Annotated in this window: 18 protein-coding genes; 9 read left to right on the top strand and 9 right to left on the bottom strand. The window is 72.6% G+C overall.

All coding sequences use genetic code 11. The annotated features are described in order from the left end of the window. Nucleotides 1-29: 29 nt before the first annotated feature. Nucleotides 30-1,604, top strand: a complete 1,575-nt coding sequence (locus AC3A3L_RS06425; RefSeq protein ID WP_487639179.1) for an alpha/beta hydrolase — start codon at nt 30-32, stop codon at nt 1,602-1,604. Between the two features lie 143 nt (nt 1,605-1,747). On the opposite strand, the gene AC3A3L_RS06420 is transcribed toward AC3A3L_RS06425, so the two are convergent. Continuing rightward, a complete protein-coding gene (locus AC3A3L_RS06420; RefSeq protein WP_487639178.1) occupies nt 1,748-3,214 on the bottom strand; it encodes a phospholipase D-like domain-containing protein in 1,467 nt (488 codons plus the stop codon). Between the two features lie 64 nt (nt 3,215-3,278). On the opposite strand from AC3A3L_RS06420, the gene AC3A3L_RS06415 reads away from it, so the two are divergent. From AC3A3L_RS06415 to AC3A3L_RS06400, 4 genes are all read left to right on the top strand, one after another. Continuing rightward, on the top strand, nt 3,279-3,713 hold the full coding sequence (locus AC3A3L_RS06415; RefSeq protein ID WP_487639177.1) for a hypothetical protein: 435 nt from the start codon (nt 3,279-3,281) through the stop codon (nt 3,711-3,713). Nucleotides 3,714-3,789: 76 nt separating this feature from the next. Further along, nucleotides 3,790-6,375 carry a nitrite reductase large subunit NirB gene (gene nirB / locus AC3A3L_RS06410; RefSeq protein ID WP_487639176.1) on the top strand — a complete coding sequence of 862 codons (2,586 nt, stop codon included), beginning with the start codon at nt 3,790-3,792 and terminating at the stop codon, nt 6,373-6,375. Next, nucleotides 6,372-6,722 carry a nitrite reductase small subunit NirD gene (gene nirD, locus AC3A3L_RS06405; protein ID WP_487639175.1) on the top strand — a complete coding sequence of 117 codons (351 nt, stop codon included), beginning with the start codon at nt 6,372-6,374 and terminating at the stop codon, nt 6,720-6,722. Before nirB ends, nirD begins: the two co-directional genes overlap by 4 nt. Next, nucleotides 6,719-7,828: a uroporphyrinogen-III synthase gene (locus AC3A3L_RS06400; RefSeq protein WP_487639174.1), complete on the top strand. Its 1,110-nt coding sequence runs from the start codon at nt 6,719-6,721 to the stop codon at nt 7,826-7,828. The genes nirD and AC3A3L_RS06400 overlap by 4 nt, the downstream gene beginning before the upstream one ends. 9 nt (nt 7,829-7,837) lie before the next feature. Here AC3A3L_RS06400 and AC3A3L_RS06395 read toward each other — a convergent pair whose 3' ends face one another. Both AC3A3L_RS06395 and AC3A3L_RS06390 read right to left on the bottom strand, forming a co-directional pair. Continuing rightward, nucleotides 7,838-8,302 (bottom strand): hemerythrin domain-containing protein, encoded by a 465-nt coding sequence (locus AC3A3L_RS06395; RefSeq protein ID WP_487639173.1) that lies wholly within the window; start codon nt 8,300-8,302, stop codon nt 7,838-7,840. A gap of 62 nt (nt 8,303-8,364) precedes the next feature. After that, nucleotides 8,365-8,805, bottom strand: coding sequence for an ester cyclase (locus AC3A3L_RS06390; RefSeq protein ID WP_487639172.1), 441 nt, complete (start codon nt 8,803-8,805; stop codon nt 8,365-8,367). Between the two features lie 115 nt (nt 8,806-8,920). Here AC3A3L_RS06390 and AC3A3L_RS06385 point away from each other — a divergent pair, with 115 nt between their 5' ends. From AC3A3L_RS06385 to AC3A3L_RS06370, 4 genes are all read left to right on the top strand, one after another. Continuing rightward, nucleotides 8,921-9,145 carry a hypothetical protein gene (locus AC3A3L_RS06385; protein ID WP_487639171.1) on the top strand — a complete coding sequence of 75 codons (225 nt, stop codon included), beginning with the start codon at nt 8,921-8,923 and terminating at the stop codon, nt 9,143-9,145. Between the two features lie 82 nt (nt 9,146-9,227). After that, nucleotides 9,228-9,707 (top strand): MaoC family dehydratase, encoded by a 480-nt coding sequence (locus AC3A3L_RS06380; RefSeq protein ID WP_487639832.1) that lies wholly within the window; start codon nt 9,228-9,230, stop codon nt 9,705-9,707. 36 nt (nt 9,708-9,743) lie between these two features. Then, the gene (gene arr, locus AC3A3L_RS06375; RefSeq protein ID WP_487639170.1) at nt 9,744-10,157 is read left to right on the top strand and encodes an NAD(+)--rifampin ADP-ribosyltransferase; all 414 of its coding nucleotides are present in this window, start codon (nt 9,744-9,746) and stop codon (nt 10,155-10,157) included. Continuing rightward, nucleotides 10,157-10,837 carry a VOC family protein gene (locus AC3A3L_RS06370; protein ID WP_487639169.1) on the top strand — a complete coding sequence of 227 codons (681 nt, stop codon included), beginning with the start codon at nt 10,157-10,159 and terminating at the stop codon, nt 10,835-10,837. The genes arr and AC3A3L_RS06370 overlap by 1 nt, the downstream gene beginning before the upstream one ends. A gap of 514 nt (nt 10,838-11,351) precedes the next feature. Here the strand turns inward: AC3A3L_RS06370 and AC3A3L_RS06365 are convergent. From AC3A3L_RS06365 to AC3A3L_RS06340, 6 genes are all read right to left on the bottom strand, one after another. After that, nucleotides 11,352-12,866, bottom strand: coding sequence for a sodium/solute symporter (locus tag AC3A3L_RS06365; protein ID WP_487639168.1), 1,515 nt, complete (start codon nt 12,864-12,866; stop codon nt 11,352-11,354). Further along, complete coding sequence (locus AC3A3L_RS06360) at nt 12,863-13,195, bottom strand: hypothetical protein (protein WP_487639167.1); 333 nt, start codon at nt 13,193-13,195, stop codon at nt 12,863-12,865. Before AC3A3L_RS06360 ends, AC3A3L_RS06365 begins: the two co-directional genes overlap by 4 nt. A gap of 79 nt (nt 13,196-13,274) precedes the next feature. After that, nucleotides 13,275-13,988 carry a LytR/AlgR family response regulator transcription factor gene (locus AC3A3L_RS06355; RefSeq protein ID WP_487639166.1) on the bottom strand — a complete coding sequence of 238 codons (714 nt, stop codon included), beginning with the start codon at nt 13,986-13,988 and terminating at the stop codon, nt 13,275-13,277. Beyond that, nucleotides 13,985-15,115 carry a sensor histidine kinase gene (locus AC3A3L_RS06350; RefSeq protein ID WP_487639165.1) on the bottom strand — a complete coding sequence of 377 codons (1,131 nt, stop codon included), beginning with the start codon at nt 15,113-15,115 and terminating at the stop codon, nt 13,985-13,987. Before AC3A3L_RS06350 ends, AC3A3L_RS06355 begins: the two co-directional genes overlap by 4 nt. A 21-nt stretch (nt 15,116-15,136) precedes the next feature. After that, a complete protein-coding gene (locus tag AC3A3L_RS06345; protein ID WP_487639164.1) occupies nt 15,137-16,513 on the bottom strand; it encodes a calcium-binding protein in 1,377 nt (458 codons plus the stop codon). A gap of 73 nt (nt 16,514-16,586) precedes the next feature. Then, entirely contained in the window at nt 16,587-17,435 is an 849-nt protein-coding gene (locus tag AC3A3L_RS06340; protein ID WP_487639163.1) for a class I SAM-dependent methyltransferase, read from the bottom strand. Nucleotides 17,436-17,440 lie beyond the last annotated feature (5 nt).

Genomic DNA, 17,440 nt, shown 5'->3' with positions numbered 1-17,440 from the left:
TCCGGTGACCCCGTCGCAGGAGAGATGCCATGTCCATGCCGCTGCCCACGCTGCCGCACCGTCCCACCGCCCGCGTCCTCGCGCTCGCCGTCGCCGGCCTGCTCGCGGCCGCGACCGCGCCGCTCACCAGCGCCCCCGCCGGGGCCGCCGACGCGGTCACCACGACGGATGGCTGCCTGCGGAGCGTCCCGGACCCGGGCACGACCGCGCCGGTCGACATCTGCTTCACGATCTTCCGGCCGGCGGGCGCCACGTCGGACCGCCCGGTGCCGATGGTCCTGCACAGCCACGGCTGGGGCGGCAGTCGTACGACGGACCCCGCGGCGTTCTCCTACCTGACCGACGCCGGGTTCGGCGTGCTGAGCTTCGACCAGCGCGGTTTCGGCGAGAGCGGCGGCAAGGCACACATCGAGAACCCGGACGTGGAGGGCAAGGACGTCCAGGCCGTCGTGGACCTCGTCGCCGCGCAGCCATGGGTGCAGAAGCAGCGCCCCGGAGACCCTGTGCTGGGTGCGATCGGCGGGTCCTACGGCGGCGGCTACCAGTTCGTCGGCGCGCTCAGCGAGATCCGCGACCGGGGTGCGACGCGCTTCGACGCCCTCGTCCCCGAGATCACCTGGTTCAACCTGACCGAGAGCCTGTTCCCGCAGGGCGTGCCGCGCACGGAGTGGGCGACGGCGCTGACCGCGGCCTCGCTGCCGAGCGACGCCCTCCCGCCCCGGGTGGTGCAGGGCTTCGTCGAGGCGGCCGCGACCGGCAACGTGCCGACGTACCTCCACGAGTTCCTGGACCGCAACGGCCCCGAGTGGCACCTGCGGCAGGGCCGGCGGCTCGACGTGCCGGTGCTCTTCGGGCAGGGCGCGACGGACAACCTCTTCCCGCTCGACCAGGGACTGGAGAACTTCAGCCGGGTGCTGACCGACAAGGCGCGCTCACGCAGCATCTTCGTCGGCTACAACGGCGGCCACACGCTGCCGGCCGTGCTGCCGGCCGGGACCAACCTCGACATCCCGCTGGCGACGACCGACGCGTGCTCCCCGACGCTCGGCAGCCCCACCTTCGCCGACCTCGGCCTCCGCTTCCTCCAGCAGAACCTGCAGGGCCGCCGGACCGGGCTGACCGGGTTCGGGCGCTACCACCTGACCACCGCGTCCGGCGACCGCTGCGTCAGCGTCCCCACGGTCGCGCCCGACACGTCCGTCGAGCTCGGCGAGGTCGTCACCACGGTGGCCGCCGGCGCCCCGATCGCCTACCCGGTCGCGCAGGGCCCGCTCACCATCGCCGGGTCGCCCACCCTCGACGCCCGGCTCACTGCGCTCGGTCTCGACAACCGCGCCTTCCTCGGGCTGTCGGTCGGGACCAGCCCGCTCGACGCGCGGGTCGTGCAGAACAACATGCTGCCCATCCGCGAGAACGGCATCGTGATCGACAAGCCGCGGCGCGGCGTCGAGCTGCCGTCGGTCGCCGTCGACGTCCCGGCCGGGCAGACCCTCTTCCTCACCGTCGCGCCCATCTCGGACATGTCGGTGGGCTTCGGCAGCCGGGTGGTCGGCGCGATGCGGATGAAGGACGTCGTGCTCCACCTGCCGGTGGCCAGCCCGTGACGGACTGAGGTCGCCCGTGGTCGTCGCCGCCCCTCCGGAGTCCCCGGATATCCGGTGACTCCGCCGACACCGTGGAGGATCCGAGCCACCAGGTGACTCGGATCCTCCACGATCTTGCTGTCCACGGACCCGCGTCCGGGTGGTCAGAAGTCCGTCGTGCCGCGCAGCCGCCGCGGCCGGCCGTCGGGGTCGTAGGCGTAGCGGTAGGCCGGCCGGGCCCACAGCGTCGTACGACGTGGGAGTCGGGGCGGCTCGTGCACCCCGATGTGGCTGCCGGGCGCGCCGACGCGCGACGTCCACAGGCGCACCGGGTCGTCGAGGTCCTCGAGGGGCCCGAGCCGTGGGTCGTCCTCGGGCAGGCCGAGGTGCTCGGCCCACAGGGACGTGCGCAGCTCGCGCGGGAGCTCGCCGTCCGGGTCGACGACGGCACAGGTGAGCTCCGAGTCGTGGGTCCACGAGCGGAGGTTGAGGTTGTCGGAGCCGATCGTCATCCACTCGTCGTCGACGATGCAGACCTTGGCGTGCACGTAGACCGGGGTGCCCGAGGCGTTGTTCAGGTCGAACATCTGGAAGCGGTCGCCCCCCGCCTCCTTCAGCCGCTCCCACGCGACGCGCTGGCCGTGCTTCATCGGCGGGCCACCCACCCGGCTGTCCTCCTCCGGGTGGCGCGGCACCACCGCAATCACCTGCAGCCCCGGCTCGCGGCGCAACGCGTCCGCCAGCGTCGTGGCCACGAGGTCGGACCAGAAGTATTGGTCCTCGACGTAGACCAGCCGGCGCGCCCTGCTGAAGGCGCGCGAGTAGGCCCGCGCGATCGACCGCTCGCCGTCGGGTGCGAACGGGTAGCGGGGGCGCTTGAACGGGTAGGTCCGCAGGATCTGCACCTGGTGCCGGCCCGCCTCGGGCGGTGGGTCCCAGCGCTCGGGCAGCTGCTCGGGGCGGCGCGGCATCCGCGCGATGCGGTGCGCCACGGCCCGGTACGGGTTGCGGTGGTCGAGCGGGGTGGAGTCGTCCCACCGCTCCGTGAAGGTGTCGAGCACGTGCGCCACGGCGGGTCCGCGGATCTCGGCCATCGCGTCGTGCCACGGCGGGGAGTCGCCGTACCGGTCGTCGAGCGGCGGGGCCTGCGGGTCGCCGGCGTGGTCGGCGTCGTCGCGCCGCCCGTGGCAGAGGTCGATGCCGCCGACGAACGCCACGTCGTCCTCCGGCCGGCCCTTGCGACGTACGACGAGCAGCTTCTGGTGGTGCGAGCCGCCCTTGCGCACGCGCTCGTCGAGCAGCGCCTCGCCGCCGCACTCGTTGAGGATCCGGCCGAGGTGGCTGTTCTCCTCGCTGTTGAGCCGGCCCGGGTGGGAGCGCCACATCAGTGCCCGGACCTCGACGTCGCGCGCGGCGGCGTCGCGGAGCAGCTCGGCGACGGTCGGCCCGTCCTCGGTCAGCCGTTCGTCGGAGTCGCCGCGCCAGTCGGTGAAGTAGATGCGGTCACCGGCGCCGGTGGCGGCGACCAGCTCGACGAGGCGGGCGAAGTACGCGGCGCCGTGCACGCGGGGGACCACCAGGTTGCCGGAGGTCCAGGGGCGCTCCGTCTCCGGCAGAAACCACTCGCTCACCACCACAGGTTCCCAGCACTCCCCGTTTCAGTCACCGTTTCAGTCACCGTGCGACGCTCGGGGCGTGCCGGACCGCGCCCTGACGACCGCGACGCTCGGTGCCTGGCTGGTCAAGGCCAGCGGTGCCGCGCCCTCGACCCGCGAGCACGTCCGAACCGGCTTCGCGGGTGTCGACACCTGGTGTGCGCGGCCGACCTACCGCACCGACCTCGCCGTCGCCGGTCAGCCGGTGCTGCTGTGGGTCAGCGGCACCGAGCCCGGACTTCCGGCCGGCATCCACGCCCGCGGTCGCACCACCGGGCCCGCACGGGACGGCGTGATGCCGATGGTCCTGGTCCCGCTCGAGCAGCCGCTCCTGCGCTCGGAGCTCGTCGGCCACCCGGAGCTCGGCGCGCTGGAGGTGCTGCGGATGCCGGCCGGCAGCAACCCGTCGTACGTCACGCCGGCGCAGCTCGAGGCGCTCGTCGGCATGTGCGAGGAGCTGTCGCGCCCGATGTGACGGCGTGCGAGCCAGTTTTCACGCCCGAAACATGAGCGAACGCCGCCGACAACATGGTGTTCCTAGGTTCGACGCCATGACCAAGCGCCAGCGGATCGTCGTCGTCGGGCACGGCATGGTGGGCCACCGGTTCGCCCAGGCCGCGATCGAGCGCGGCCTCACCGAGACCCACGACATCGTGGTCTTCGGCGAGGAGCCGCGCGCCGCCTACGACCGGGTCGCCCTGACGAGCTGGTTCGGCTCCGGCTCCGACGCGCTGTCGCTCCTGCCGGGCGGTGAGTACGACGACCCGCGCGTGCGGCTGGTGCTCGACAGCGTCGTGACCGAGGTCGACCGCGCGGCGCGGACCGTCACCGTCGTGTCGCCGCCGTCGGCAGTCGGCGACCTCCTGGCGAACCCGGGGGCCGTCACCGTCCACGAGTACGACGTCCTGGTGCTCGCCACCGGTGCGGCACCGTTCGTCCCACCGGTCGAGGGTCGCGGCAAGGACGGCTGCTTCGTCTACCGCACCATCGAGGACCTCGAGGCGATCCGGGCGGCGAGTGCCGCTGCCACCAGCGGCGTGGTGATCGGTGGCGGGCTGCTCGGGCTGGAGGCGGCCAACGCCCTGGTCCAGCTCGGCCTCGACACCCACGTCGTCGAGATGGCGCCGCGGCTGATGCCGGTGCAGCTCGACGCCGCCGCCGGCTCGACCCTGGTGCGGCACGTCGAGCGGCTCGGCGTCACGGTTCACACGGACGTCGTGACCGAGGAGATCGAGGGCGGGGCATCGGTCACCGGGCTCCGGCTGCGGCAGGCCGGCACCGACCAGGGCGCGCCGACGGAGGTCGTCGACGCCCAGGTCGTGGTGTTCTCCGCCGGGATCCGGCCGCGCGACGCACTCGCCCGGGAGTGCGACCTCGAGGTGGCCCCGCGCGGCGGCGTGCTGGTCGACGAGCAGTGCCGCACCGCGGACCCGCACGTCTTCGCGATCGGCGAGTGCGCTGCCCCCGGCGGCACGATGTACGGCCTCGTCGCCCCGGGCTACGCGATGGCCGAGGTCGTCGTCGACGCCCTGCTCGACGGGCCCGGCGCGTTCACCGGGGCCGACATGTCGACCAAGCTCAAGCTCCTCGGCGTCGACGTGGCGAGCTTCGGCGACGCGTTCGCGACCACCGACGGCGCCCTCGAGCTGACGTACGCCGACGCCGTCGCCGGTGTCTACAAGAAGCTCGTCGTGAGCGAGGACGGGACGAGGCTGCTCGGCGGGATCCTCGTCGGGGACGCGTCGGCGTACGGCGTGCTGCGGCCGATGGTCAGCAGCGGGCTCGCGCTGCCCGACAACCCCGAGCAGCTGATCCTGCCGGTCGGCACCGGCGCCGGGATGCAGCTCGGCATGCCCGACGAGGCGCAGGTGTGCTCGTGCAACGACGTGACGAAGGCCGACATCCTCCACGCGGTCACCGACCAGGGCTGCGAGTCCGTGGCCGACGTCAAGCAGTGCACCCGGGCGGGCTCGACGTGCGGCTCGTGCGTGGCGACGGTCAAGAACATCATCGAGGACCACTTCGCGAGCGTCGGCAAGGTCGTCGACAAGGGCCTGTGCGAGCACTTCCGGCTCACCCGGCAGGAGCTCTTCGACGTGGTCGCGGTGCACGGCTACCGGCGCTTCGACGACATCGTGGCCGCGCACGGCACGGGCCGCGGCTGCGACGTCTGCAAGCCCGCGATCGCGAGCATCCTCGCCAGCCAGACCAGCACCCACATCCTCGAGCCGGCCACCGCCGAGCTGCAGGACACCAACGACGCCTACCTCGCCAACATCCAGCGCAACGGCACCTACTCAGTCGTCCCGCGCATCCCCGGCGGTGAGATCACGCCCGACAAGCTGATCGTGATCGGCGAGGTGGCGCGCGACTACGGGCTCTACACCAAGATCACCGGCGGGCAGCGGATCGACCTCTTCGGCGCCCGGATGGAGCAGCTGCCCGCGATCTGGCGACGGCTGGTCGACGCCGGCTTCGAGTCGGGCCACGCGTACGGCAAGTCGCTGCGCACCGTGAAGTCGTGCGTCGGGTCGACCTGGTGCCGCTTCGGCGTGCAGGACTCGGTGGGGCTCGCGATCGCGCTCGAGCTGCGCTACCGCGGCCTCCGCAGCCCCCACAAGCTCAAGGGCGGCGTCAGCGGCTGCGCCCGCGAGTGCGCCGAGGCGCGCGGCAAGGACTTCGGCGTGATCGCCACCGAGAAGGGGTGGAACCTCTACGTCGGCGGCAACGGTGGCGCGACCCCGGCCCACGCGCGGCTGCTCGCGGGCGACCTCTCCACCGCCGACCTCGTCTCCTACCTCGACCGCTTCCTCATGTACTACGTCCGCACCGCCGACCGGCTCCAGCGAACGTCGACCTGGATCGAGCAGCTCGACGGCGGGCTCGACCGCGTGCGCGAGGTCGTCGTCGACGACTCGCTCGGCCTCGGCGCGGAGCTCGAGGCCGAGATGGCACGCCACGTCGGCGGCTACGAGGACGAGTGGCGCGCGACCCTCGAGGACCCGGCCAAGCTCGCCAGGTTCGTCTCGTTCGTCAACGCACCGGACACCCCCGACCCGACCATCGCGTTCACGACCGAGCGCGACCAGATCCAGCCGATCGCCCCGGCCCTCATCCCGGTGGGAGCACCCGCATGAGCACCGTCGCCCTCTCCCTGACCCCGGTGTGTGCGCTCGACGCGATCCCGCTCGAGGGTGGGGTCGCCGCGCTGGTCGCCGGCGAGGCGGTGGCGGTCTTCCGCTCGTTCGACGGGACCGTGTTCGCTCTCTCCAACGTCGACCCCTTCAGCGGCGCGTCGGTGCTCTCCCGCGGGATCGTCGGCACCCGGGGCGAGGCGCCGGTCGTGAGCTCGCCGATGTACAAGCAGGCCTTCGACCTCCGCACCGGTGCCTGCCTCGACGACGAGGCGGTGCGGGTGACGTCGTACGACGTCGCGGTGGTCGACGGAGTCGTGCACGTCGGGCCCGCCCGGGAGGTCTCGTGAGCCTTCCTCTCTCGGGATTCCGGATCGGGGTCACGGCTGCTCGCAAGGCCGAGGAGCAGGTGGCCCTGCTCGAGCGCCGTGGCGCCACGGTCGAGTGGGCGGCGGCGCTGTCGCTCGAGCCCAACCACGTCGACCTCGGCGAGCTGCTGGCCGCGACCAAGGAGGTCGTCCTCGGGCCGGTCGACCTCTTCCTCGCCACCACCGGCATCGGCATGAAGACCTGGCTCGCGGCCGCCGCCGACGCCGGGATGTACGACGACCTGGTCGCCGCGCTCGGCTCCGCGGAGATCCTCGCCCGCGGCCCGAAGAGCGTGGGCGTGCTGCGGGCCAACGGCCTGCGCGAGCTGTGGGCGCCGGAGTCGGAGTGCTTCGAGGACGTGCTCGCCCACCTCCGGGGCCGCGACCTCACCGGCAAGCGGATCGTGGTGCAGGAGCACGGCCAGTCGCTGTCGATGGCCGCCCACGCGCTGCGCCGGCAGGGCGCGTCGGTGGTGACGGTGCCGATCTACCGCGTGGCGTCGGCCGACGACCCGTCGCCGATGTTCCACCTGATCGACCTGATCGCCGACCGCGAGCTCGACGCGGTCACCTTCACCTCGGCGCCCGCGGTCGCCGCCCTGATGGAGGCGGCGTACTCCGTCGGCCGCCGAGACGACGTGATCAGCGCCTTCCAGTCCGACGTCGTCGCGTCCTGCGTCGGCCCGGTCACCGCCGCCGCCTTCGAGATGTGGGGCGTCCCGACGATCGTCCCCGACCGCTCCCGCCTGGCGGGGATGGTGAAGCAGCTGGAGACCGAGCTCCCGACCCGGCGCGACGGCATCGACGTACGCCTGGCGGACGGGCGGACGCTGATCGTCCACACCGACTCGATCCTGCTCGACGGGGTGCCGGTCGAGCTGTCGCCCGCGCCCCTGTCGGTGCTCGACTCGCTGCTCGTGAACCCCGGCCACGTCGTCCCCCGCCGCGCGCTCCTGGCGGCCCTGCCTTCGGGGCAGGCCGGTTCCGAGCACGCGGTCGAGATGGCGGTCGCCCGGCTGCGCGCGGCGATCGGGACGAAGGCGGTCGTCACCGTGGTGAAGCGGGGCTACCGGCTCGCGGTGGGGTGAGGTCTCGTCTCAGGTCTCGCCACCGATGTCGACCTCGTACGCCTCGAACACGAGGTCGGAGCCACGCTGCCGGTGCCGCACGAGCCGTCCGAGCAGTGCCGTCGCCGAGCGGCGTACGTCGTCCGCTGCCGCGCCGTCCGGACCGGCCACCCGGGCCAGCAGGTCGTCGACCTGACTACCGATCAGCACGTGGTCCCGCGTGAGCTCGTCCACCGGACCGGCCAGCCGTGGCATGGTCCCGAGGAGCTCGAGGTAGAGCCCCTGCGGTCCCTCGGTGATCTCGACATGAGCACGGAAGTCACCGGAGACCTCGACCAGGGCGGCCTCGACGCGCTGCGTCCACCGCGGGTGGTCGGAGGTGGCGGGCGCCGCCAGGGCGTCCTCGAGCGCACTCATCGACTCGCGCAGCTCGGCGCGGTGTCGCCGCAGCTCCTCGAGCAGCTCCGGGTCCGACCTGGACGAGTCCTCTTCCACCGGCGCCTCCGGTCTGCGGCGCGCCCCCGGCAGTGAGCCGACGCCGGTCGTGCGTGTTCCGTCTACTGCTGGGATGCCATCTGGTCGGCCGTGAGGCCGAGCTGAGCCATCATGGATCCAGTGTCGAAGTACGTCGTCTGACTCTGGACCTTGCCGTCCTTGAACTCCATGACGTCACAGAGCTGCAGGGTCATCGACCGCCCGGTGGCGGGGATGTCGCCCATGCTCGTCCTCAGGGTGCCGGTGTGGGTGCCCCGTCCGGTGAACTCGACCACCGCGAAGTCGCCCGAGGCGATCACCCGGTCCACCGTCACCCTGCCGTCCGGGAACCCGTCGGCCCACATCGTGTTGTACGCGCGCGAGCCCTCGATGCCCTCGAACGTGTCTCCCGAGCCCACGATGGTGATCGTCGCGTCCGGGGCTGTCGCCTCGGCCATCTCGTCGAAGCTCCGCTCGTTCCATGCTTCGTGCAACCTGCGTGCGAGGTCTGCGTTGTCTGCCATCTGAGCCTCCGCTCTGGCGCCAGCTCACTCGACCTCACGCTAGACCCGGCACCACGCGATTTGAAGGCTGGAATCCGTCGTAGTGGGTACCGTCGAGAAGAATGAGGTGAAGGTGATGTTCAGGTCCCGATACATGCCCTGCGACGCGTGCGGAGCGTCCGTTGACCGGACGGTGCTCCGGGAGCACCACTGTTCACCCGAGCGCCGCGCCGACTTCGAGATGTTCGGGCTGAGGGGCGAGATCGCGCAGCTGGAGTCGGGCGTACGCCGCTACCTCACGACTGCCGCCGGGCGCTTCGAGACCTGGCTCGCCGCGCGGCACGTGCGCGGGCGGGCCTGACGCGCTCCTGGTCCTGACCGGCCTTGCCGACCGTCTGGCTGCGGACGACCATGGTGTCGATCCGCCGACGGGGAGGTGCGTGATGGTCGACGCCCGGGTCGTGGCGCCCAGCGCGGAGGACGTGCTGGCCCTCGCGGGGCGCTCCGTGGGGCCGACCGACTGGCTGGTCGTCGAGCAGGACCGCGTGGACGCCTTCGCCCGTGCGGTCGACGACTGGCACTGGGCGCACAACGACGTCGAGCTCGCGTCGCGCGGACCGTTCGGCGGCCCCATCGGCCACGCACACCTGACGTTGGGCCTGGTCCCCCACCTCTTCGCGTCCCTCGTCGGCTTCGCCGAGGGCGAGGACGCGATGTTCTACGGCTACAACCGGGTGCGCTTCCCCACCGCTGTGCCCGTCGGCTGCTCAATCCGGATGCGCGCCGACATCGCAGACGTGGTCGACGTGGGCGGCGGGGAGCAGCTGACCGTGGACCTCACCATCGAGATCGATGGCGTCGAACGTCCGGCCTGTGTCGCCCAGGCGCTCTTCCGCCACTACCCGGTGCGCGCGCCGGACTGAGGGCACGACGGGCGGGAGCAGTCGTACGCTCGGCGGGTGAGCAACGACGTGCTGGACGAGGGGCCGTTCTTCCACGGCACGAAGGCCGACCTGCAGCCGGGCGACCTGCTGACCGCGGGCTTCCGGTCGAACTACCGGCCCGAGGTCGTGATGAACCACATCTACTTCACCGCCCTGCGCGACGGCGCGGGGCTGGCCGCCGAGCTCGCCGCCGGCCACGGCGAGCCGCGCGTCTACGAGGTCGAGCCGACCGGCGCCTTCGAGGACGACCCGAACGTCACCGACAAGAAGTTCCCCGGCAACCCGACGCGCTCCTACCGCAGCACCGACCCCATCCGGGTCGTCCGGGAGGTGGACGACTGGCCTCGGCTGGCACCAGAGGACCTGCAGGCGTGGCGCGACCGGCTGGCGGTCCTGCTCTCGGACGAACGCGGCGAGATCATCAACTGATGGTCGTACGACTCCACTCGCTGACCGTCCTCGCCTCGGATCCCGAGGCCCTCGCCTCGTTCTGGGGCGGCCTGCTCGGCTGGGAACGTTCGGGTCTCGACCTGCTACCGGACGCCGATGCGCCGATGCGGCTGTCGTTCGAGGCCGCGGACCTGCCCCGGGCGCGGCTGAACCAGATCCACCTCCACCTCACCAGCTTCACCCGGTCGCAGGAGGCGAACGTCGCCCGCGTGCTCGAGCTGGGCGGGTCGCACCGCGACGTCGGTCAGCTGCCCGAGGAGGACCACGTGGTGCTCGCCGACCCGGAGGGCAACGAGTTCTGCGTGATCGAGGAGACCAACAACTGGCTCGCTGGGACGGGGTTCCTCGGCGAGGTGGCCGCGGACGGCACGCGCGAGGTCGGCCTCTTCTGGGCCGCGGCGCTCGACTGGCCGCTGGTCCACGACGACGACGGCGAGACCGCGATCCAGCCGCCCGGGGGCGGGATGAAGATCGCCTGGGGCGGCCCGCCGCTCAACGAGCGCGCCGCCCGCAACCGGATGCACTTCGTCCTCGTCGCCGACGACCTCGACGCCGAGGTGTTGCGGCTGGAGTCGCTCGGGGCCTCCCTCGTCGCGCGCGGCGACGACGTCGAGATGGCCGACCCGGACGGGAACGAGTTCCGCGTGCGCCGGGCCTGACCCGCGCACGTGCGGCGGATGTGGCCCCTGCAGGCCCCGATCGAGGGCCACAACCGCCGCACGTGTGGGGGTGCCGGCCACCAATGTAGGCAGTTCGCGGCTCGGGCTCCCCGGTCCAGCGTCACCAGCGCGGGCCCCGGCCTGAACTGCCTGCGTTGGTGAGCACCACCATGCATGCAGTTCGCGGCTCGGACGGCCCGGCTGAGCGTGGCCTCGGCAATCGAACTCGCGAACTGCCTTCATGGTGCATCCGTGGTCGCGATACTGACGGCATGCCAGAGTCCGAAGAGCCGACGTTTGCTGGGGTACCGGACTCCGACACAGCGCGGATCTTCATCGAGCTGGGAAGTGTTGCCGCCGACCTAGAGGATGCGGCCCACGCGCTGGACTGGGTTGCCGCCTAGCGGATGGATCGCTCTTCGACGTCCCAGGGCCGGTCTACCGAGCATGTTTTGCCTGAGGCCGCCACAGGTGCGGAGGCGGCGGCGACCGAGGTAGGCAGTTCGCCGGCCGGTCAGCGCTGGAGCTCGACGGCCTCGGGGGTGTGGAGGCGGACCATGAAGCGCCCGGCGTGGGCGGGCACGGAGGCCCGGGTCAGGCGGGAGACCACGACCATCGTGAGGAAGGACGCCGGCACCGACCAGGCGGCAGGCTGGCCGAGCATGGCGGAGGCCCAGCCGGGGGAGGGGGAGGTGGCAAGGGTCCAGGCCACCGCGAAGCCCGAGCCCAGCCCGCCGACCAGCAGCCCGGCGACCGCGCCGACGGGCGTCAGCCCGCGCCACCAGATGCCGAGCATCAGCAGCGGCGCGAAGGTGGAGGCGGTCACCGCGAAGGCGAGGCCGACGGTGCGCGCGACGGCGACGTCCTGCGCGGGCAGCGACAGCAGGAGGGGTACGACGACCGCGATCGCGGCCGCGACGCGGAAGGCCGCCACCCCGCCGAGCCGGTACGACCCCCACCGCCGCCCGGTCACGTCCTGCGACAGCACGCCGGCCACCGCGATCGTGAGGCCCGAGCTCGTGGACAGGAAGGCGGCGAAGGCCCCGGCGGTGACGAGGCCCGTCAGCACCGCGCCCACCGCGCCGCCGACCATCAGCGACGGCAGCTCGAGCACCAGCACGTCCGACCTGCCGTCGATGAGCGACGGGGCGTAGATGCGACCGAGGGCGGCGTACACCGGCGGCAGGACGTAGAAGATGCCGAGCAGCCCGAGGACCGCGAGCGTCGTCCGACGAGCCGCCCTGCCGTCGGGGTTGGTGTAGAACCGCACGACCACGTGGGGCAGGCCCATCGTGCCGAGGAACGTCGCGACGATGAGGGAGTACGTCGTGTAGAGCCCGATCCCGCCACCGGGCGAGGCCAGCGGGATCGACCACGAGTGCGGCGCCGCTGCTGCGGGGTCGGCCGCGCCATCGGCCATCCACACCGCCAACAGCACGAACACCGGCACCAGCAGGGCGGTCAGCTTGAGCCAGTACTGGAAGGCCTGCACGAAGGTGATCGACCGCATGCCGCCCGGGCTCACCGACGCCAGGACCACGACCGCGACGACCAGCGAGCCCGCCCACGTCGGTGCGCCGATCGTCGAGCGCAGCGTCACGCCGGCGCCCTGGAACTGGGGCAGCAGGTAGAGCCAGCCGATGCCGACGACCAGAACCGAGCAGAGCTTGCGCACGCCCCGCGACCCCAGCCGGGCCTCGGCGAAGTCGGGGAGCGTGTAGGCGCCGGAGCGGCGCAGGGGAGCGGCGACCAGCACCAGCAGGACGAGGTAGCCGGCGGTCCAGCCGATCGGGTACCAGAGCATCTCCGCGCCGAAGGTCAGCAGCAGCCCGGCGACGCCGAGGAACGAGGCCGCGGAGAGGTACTCCCCGCCGATCGCGCTCGCGTTCAGCCGCGGTCGCACGGTGCGGGAGGCGACGAAGAAGTCGCTCGTCGTGCGGGAGATGCGCAGCCCCCAGGTGCCGATCACCAGGGTCGCGATCGAGACGAGGACGACGGCGACGACGCCCGGCACGACGTCGGTGCTCACGACGTGGCCTCGTCGGTCTCGCCCGACCCGACCGACCCCACGAGGTCGGCGAAGTCGCTCTCGTGGTCCTCGGCGCGCCGGATGTAGAACCAGCCGAGCACCACCAGCCACGGATAGGCGAGCACCCCGAGCAGCAGCCACGCCAGCGGCATCTGCCCCATCCGCACGTCACCCAGGGACGGGAAGAGGTGGAACAGCAGCGGCAGCAGCCCGAGCGTGAGGCCCAGGGCCGCCAGCACCCGCAGTGCCAGGTAGAGCTGCTCGCGCAGCAGCGAGCGCATGAAGACCTCGCCCAGCGCCGTCTCCGCGTCGATCTCCCGCGTTCCCACAGGGCGTACGACGTCCGCGCGCCGCCGCGGCGGTCCGGTCACCCGGACCCGGGGGGGCGGCTGGTCGCTCACGTCGGGCTCACGCGTCGCGTCGGGTGAGCACCGAGCGCAGCTCGCGGGTGTGGCGGCGGCTCACCGGCAGCTCGGCGCCGGCGATGACGACGCTGACCCGGCCGCCCTCGCTGCGCACCTCCTCGACGTGGGTGAGCGCGACGAGCACCGAGCGGTGGATCCGGACGAAGCCGGCTGCCGCCCACTGCTCGGCCAGCGAGGACAGCGGGGTGCGCACGAGGTGCGACCCGTCGGCGGTGTGCAGGCGTGCGTAGTCGCCCTGCGCCTCGACGTGGGTGATCTCGGACCGGCTGATGAAGCGGGTCACCCCACCGCGCTCGACGGGGATCTGCACGTCACCCGACGGCGCGGGACCGCCGGCCTCCACCACGCGGCGTACGGCCTCGGCGAGGCGCTCCTCGCGCACCGGCTTGAGGACGTAGTCGACGGCGCGCAGCTCGAAGGCGGCGACCGCGTGCTCCTCGTGGGCGGTCACGAACACGACCGGAGGCGGTGACTTGAAGCGCGACAGCACCTGCGCGAGGTCGAGCCCGGTGAGGCCGGGCATCTGGATGTCGAGGAAGACCGCGTCGACCTCCTCGGCCTGCAGCACCCGCAGCGCCTCGGTCGCGGAGTCGCTGCCCATCACCTCGCCGATGCGCGGGTCTCGACCGAGCAGGAAGGTGAGCTCGTCGAGCGCCGGGCGCTCGTCGTCGATGACGAGGACCTTGAGCTGCGTCATACGTGAACTCCGGGGGCGAACTTCGGGACCCGGACGACCACCTTCGTGCCGGCGCCGGGTGCGGTCTCGACCACCAGACCGTAGTCGTCGCCGTACGCGTTGCGCAGCCGCGCGTCCACGTTGCCCAGCCCGACGGAGTCCATCGAGGCGTCGCCGGCCAGCGCCTGGCGTACGCGCTCGGGGTCCTCGCCGGTGCCGTCGTCCTCGACCTCGAGGACGCACTCCTGGTCGTGGTCGCGCGCGACGATCGACAGCCGGCCGACGCCGTCGGCCTTGTCGGCGCTGGCCTCGAGCCCGTGGCGTACGGCGTTCTCGACGAGCGGCTGGATGCACAGGAACGGCACCGCGACGGGCAGCACCTCGGGGGCGACCTGCAGCGTGACCTGCAACCGGTCGCCGAAGCGGGCCTGCTCGAGCAGGAGGTAGCGCTCGACGGAGCGGAGCTCCTCGGCGAGCGTCGTGTACTCGCCGTGGCGGCGGAAGGAGTAGCGGGTGAAGTCGGCGAACTCGAGCAGCAGCTCGCGGGCCCGGTCGGGGTCGGTGCGGACGAAGCTGGCGATCGCGCCGAGCGAGTTGTAGATGAAGTGGGGGCTGATCTGGGCCCGCAGCGCGCGGACCTCGGCCTCCATCAGCCGGGTGCGCGACAGGTCGAGCTCGGCGAGCTCGAGCTGGCCGCTGACCCACGACGCCACCTCGTCGGCCGCGCGGACCAGGCCCCCGGTGGTGTGGGGGGCACCGACCACCAGCGCCCCCACGAGCGTGTCCTCGACGACGAGCGGGCTCACGATGGCCTGCCGGACCTGGCAGCCGCCGTCGTCGCAGACCAGGGTGCGCTGGTCGACGATCATCGTGCGCCCGGTCTCCGCGACCTGCCCGATCGTGGCGGCGAGCTGTGAGCGGTGGTGGCTGCCGAGGCCGTCCCACGCCAGCAGCCCGCTGGTGTCACCCAGGCCGGCGGCCGGCGTGCCGAGCAGCGCGCGCAGGTGGCGTACGGACCGCTCGGCGCTCGCGGTGGTCAGGCCCTCGCGCAGGGCCGGGCTGGCGAGCGAGGCGTTGTGCAGGGCGCGGAAGGCGGCGCGGTCGGCCTCTCCGCCGAGCGACGTACGCCGCCACCGCCATCTCGCCATGGCGCGACACTAGTCGCGGGATCAGCGCTCGCAGCGCTTCTCGCGCTCGGCGACGCAGCGGTCGCGGCCCTGTCCGCCGTCGGCCCGGTCGCGCCCCGGCCCGCCGACCAGGCGGTCGGCGCCGTTCTTGCCCTCCAGGACGTCCTTGCCGGTCCCTCCGTTGAGCCGGTCGCCACCGTTGTGGCCGTCGAGGTCGTCGGCGCCGGAGCCGCCGTCCAGGGTGTAGCGCTCCGTGCAGCCCGGTCCGGTCTCGAACCAGTGGTCGTAGCGGCGGCCGAGGAAGTCGTCGCCCCCGCGGCCGACGATCGTGCCGCGGCACGCGGACACGCCGAGGTCGTTCCCGGCGTTCGTGCCCTTGAGGACGACCTCCCGGGCGTGCAGGTCGGCGTCCTCGAACGAGATGGCGCCCGCGACGTTCGTGGCTGTGCCGTCGACGGTGGCGAGGCGGCCCTTCTGGAGGTCGAGGGCGAGGTTCCGGTCGCGGTCCATGGCGTAGAAGTGGTCACGCCCCGGTCCGGCGTCGACCGTGCTGCCGGTGAGGAGGACCGAGCCGCTGACGAACTCGTCCCTGCCGCCGCCGAGTGCGACGTCGACCACGCCACTGGCGGTGTAGGTGACGAGCTGCTCGTCCGCGTCGGTGCCGGTGAACTCCAGTGCCACAGGGTGGTCGTGGGTGGACCACACCGTGAAGGCCTCCATCCCCGACCAGGTCAGGGTCGGCAGGCCGTCCTGGGTCAGGCGCCCGGCGGCGTTGTCGAGGCCGAGCGCGAGGGCGCCGGTGGACACGGAGAGCACGTCGTCCCGGCCGCGGCCGCCGGTCACCGTGCTGCCGTCGCTGGCGACCCCGGCATAGCTGACGTAGTCGCGCCCGGACCCGAGGTCGATCACGTCGGTGTTGGGCTGGCCGTCCTGGCCGCTGGTGAACGAGTCGCCGCCGCCACCCCCGACCAGCACGTCGTGCTCGGTGTCGAGGTGCGTCCTGAAGTCGTCGGACACGGTGCCGGCCTCGACGTCGTCGTCGCCGGCACCACCGTAGAACGTGTCCGACCCGGTCCCGAGGCGCCCGGACATCGGCCAGTCCGGTGCGGCGGTGCCGTCGACGACGTCGTCGCCCGGGCCGGCCTCGATGTCCACCGGGCGGTAGCCCACGCGCTGGTCGGGCCCGGTGATGCAGATCAGGTCGTCGCCGCCGAGGGACTTCACGTCCTGGCTGCGGTTGGTGACGATCACGTCGCGGCCCTCGGTGCCGACGACGTCGCGGTTCGGCGTCCCGACGATCGTCGCGGCCTCGCCGCGGCAGGTCTCACCGGCGGCGGTCGCCGGGGCCGCCCACGCGGCCGGTGCGAGCAGGGCCAGGCCGAGGAGGCCGGCAGTGGGCAGGGCGGTCGTGCGACGCATGGTGTCTCCCCCGAGATCGGTGTGGTGTGTCCGGGGTGGGACGAGGCGGAGTGCCGGGAAGTTGTGACCGGGGTCAGCGGAAGTCGATGAGCAGCATGTCGGTGTCGGTGCCGTCGCTCACGACCGGTCCGTCGGGCTCCTCGTCGTCGGGGGCCGGGCCGGTGGCGTCGTCGTCGACCACGACGGCGCGGTAGCAGCGCGTCACGTAGGGGATCTGCATCCCGTCCATGCCGCGGCCGTAGTCGTCGTAGAACGCCAGCACGCGGGCGAGGTGGTCCTCCCGCTCGTCGTCCGCCATCGTCGTGACGGTGGAGCGGGAGCGGGCCAGGTCGAGGATCGTCTCGCGGTTGACCTCCTGCCAGTGCTTGAAGGTCGCCTCCTCCACGAAGCCGAAGTGCTCGCTCTGCACCACGTGGTCGGCCGAGCTGGTGTCGAGGTCCTGACGGCCCAAGATGTCGCCCATCCGCCGCACCCACGGGATGCGCTCGTCGCGGCTGTTCCAGACGAGCGCGAGGTGGCCGCCGGGCCTGAGCACCCGTGCGATCTCGGCGAGCGCGAGCTGGTGGTCGAACCAGTGGAACGCCTGCGCGACGACGACCACGTCGACCGACCGGTCGTTGGCCGGGATCGACTCGGCGGTCGCGACCTTGGCGCTCACCTCGGGCACCCGCTGGCGCAGCACCTCGAGCATCGCCTCGTCGGGGTCGGTCGCGAAGACCGCGTGGCCCTGGTCGACCAGCTCGCGCGTCAGCTTGCCCGTGCCCGCGGCGAGCTCGAGGACGACCTTCGCCTCGCCGCCGGCGAGCCACGCGGCTGCCTCGGCGGGATAGGTGGGCCGGCCCCGGTCGTACGCCTCCGCGACGGAGCCGAAGGACCGCGCACGGCCGGTGGTGGCTGGGGTCTCGGGGTGGTCGTCGCTCATCGGTC

This window comes from Nocardioides sp. Soil_C_8, from assembly GCF_057656315.1.
Note: the sequence above shows the minus strand (reverse complement) of the source record. Positions and strands in the feature narration are given on the sequence as shown.

Bases quoted from the DNA above. Each gene is read 5' to 3' on its own strand.
- AC3A3L_RS06425 (WP_487639179.1), top strand. From the start codon at position 30: ATGTCCATGCCGCTGCCCACGCTGCCGCACCGTCCCACCGCCCGCGTC.
- nirB (WP_487639176.1), top strand. From the start codon at position 3,790: ATGACCAAGCGCCAGCGGATCGTCGTCGTCGGGCACGGCATGGTGGGC.
- nirD (WP_487639175.1), top strand. From the start codon at position 6,372: ATGAGCACCGTCGCCCTCTCCCTGACCCCGGTGTGTGCGCTCGACGCG.
- AC3A3L_RS06390 (WP_487639172.1), bottom strand. From the start codon at position 8,805: ATGGCAGACAACGCAGACCTCGCACGCAGGTTGCACGAAGCATGGAAC.
- AC3A3L_RS06385 (WP_487639171.1), top strand. From the start codon at position 8,921: ATGTTCAGGTCCCGATACATGCCCTGCGACGCGTGCGGAGCGTCCGTT.
- AC3A3L_RS06380 (WP_487639832.1), top strand. From the start codon at position 9,228: ATGGTCGACGCCCGGGTCGTGGCGCCCAGCGCGGAGGACGTGCTGGCC.
- AC3A3L_RS06370 (WP_487639169.1), top strand. From the start codon at position 10,157: ATGGTCGTACGACTCCACTCGCTGACCGTCCTCGCCTCGGATCCCGAG.
- AC3A3L_RS06355 (WP_487639166.1), bottom strand. From the start codon at position 13,988: ATGACGCAGCTCAAGGTCCTCGTCATCGACGACGAGCGCCCGGCGCTC.
- AC3A3L_RS06350 (WP_487639165.1), bottom strand. From the start codon at position 15,115: ATGGCGAGATGGCGGTGGCGGCGTACGTCGCTCGGCGGAGAGGCCGAC.
- AC3A3L_RS06345 (WP_487639164.1), bottom strand. From the start codon at position 16,513: ATGCGTCGCACGACCGCCCTGCCCACTGCCGGCCTCCTCGGCCTGGCC.
- AC3A3L_RS06340 (WP_487639163.1), bottom strand. From the start codon at position 17,435: ATGAGCGACGACCACCCCGAGACCCCAGCCACCACCGGCCGTGCGCGG.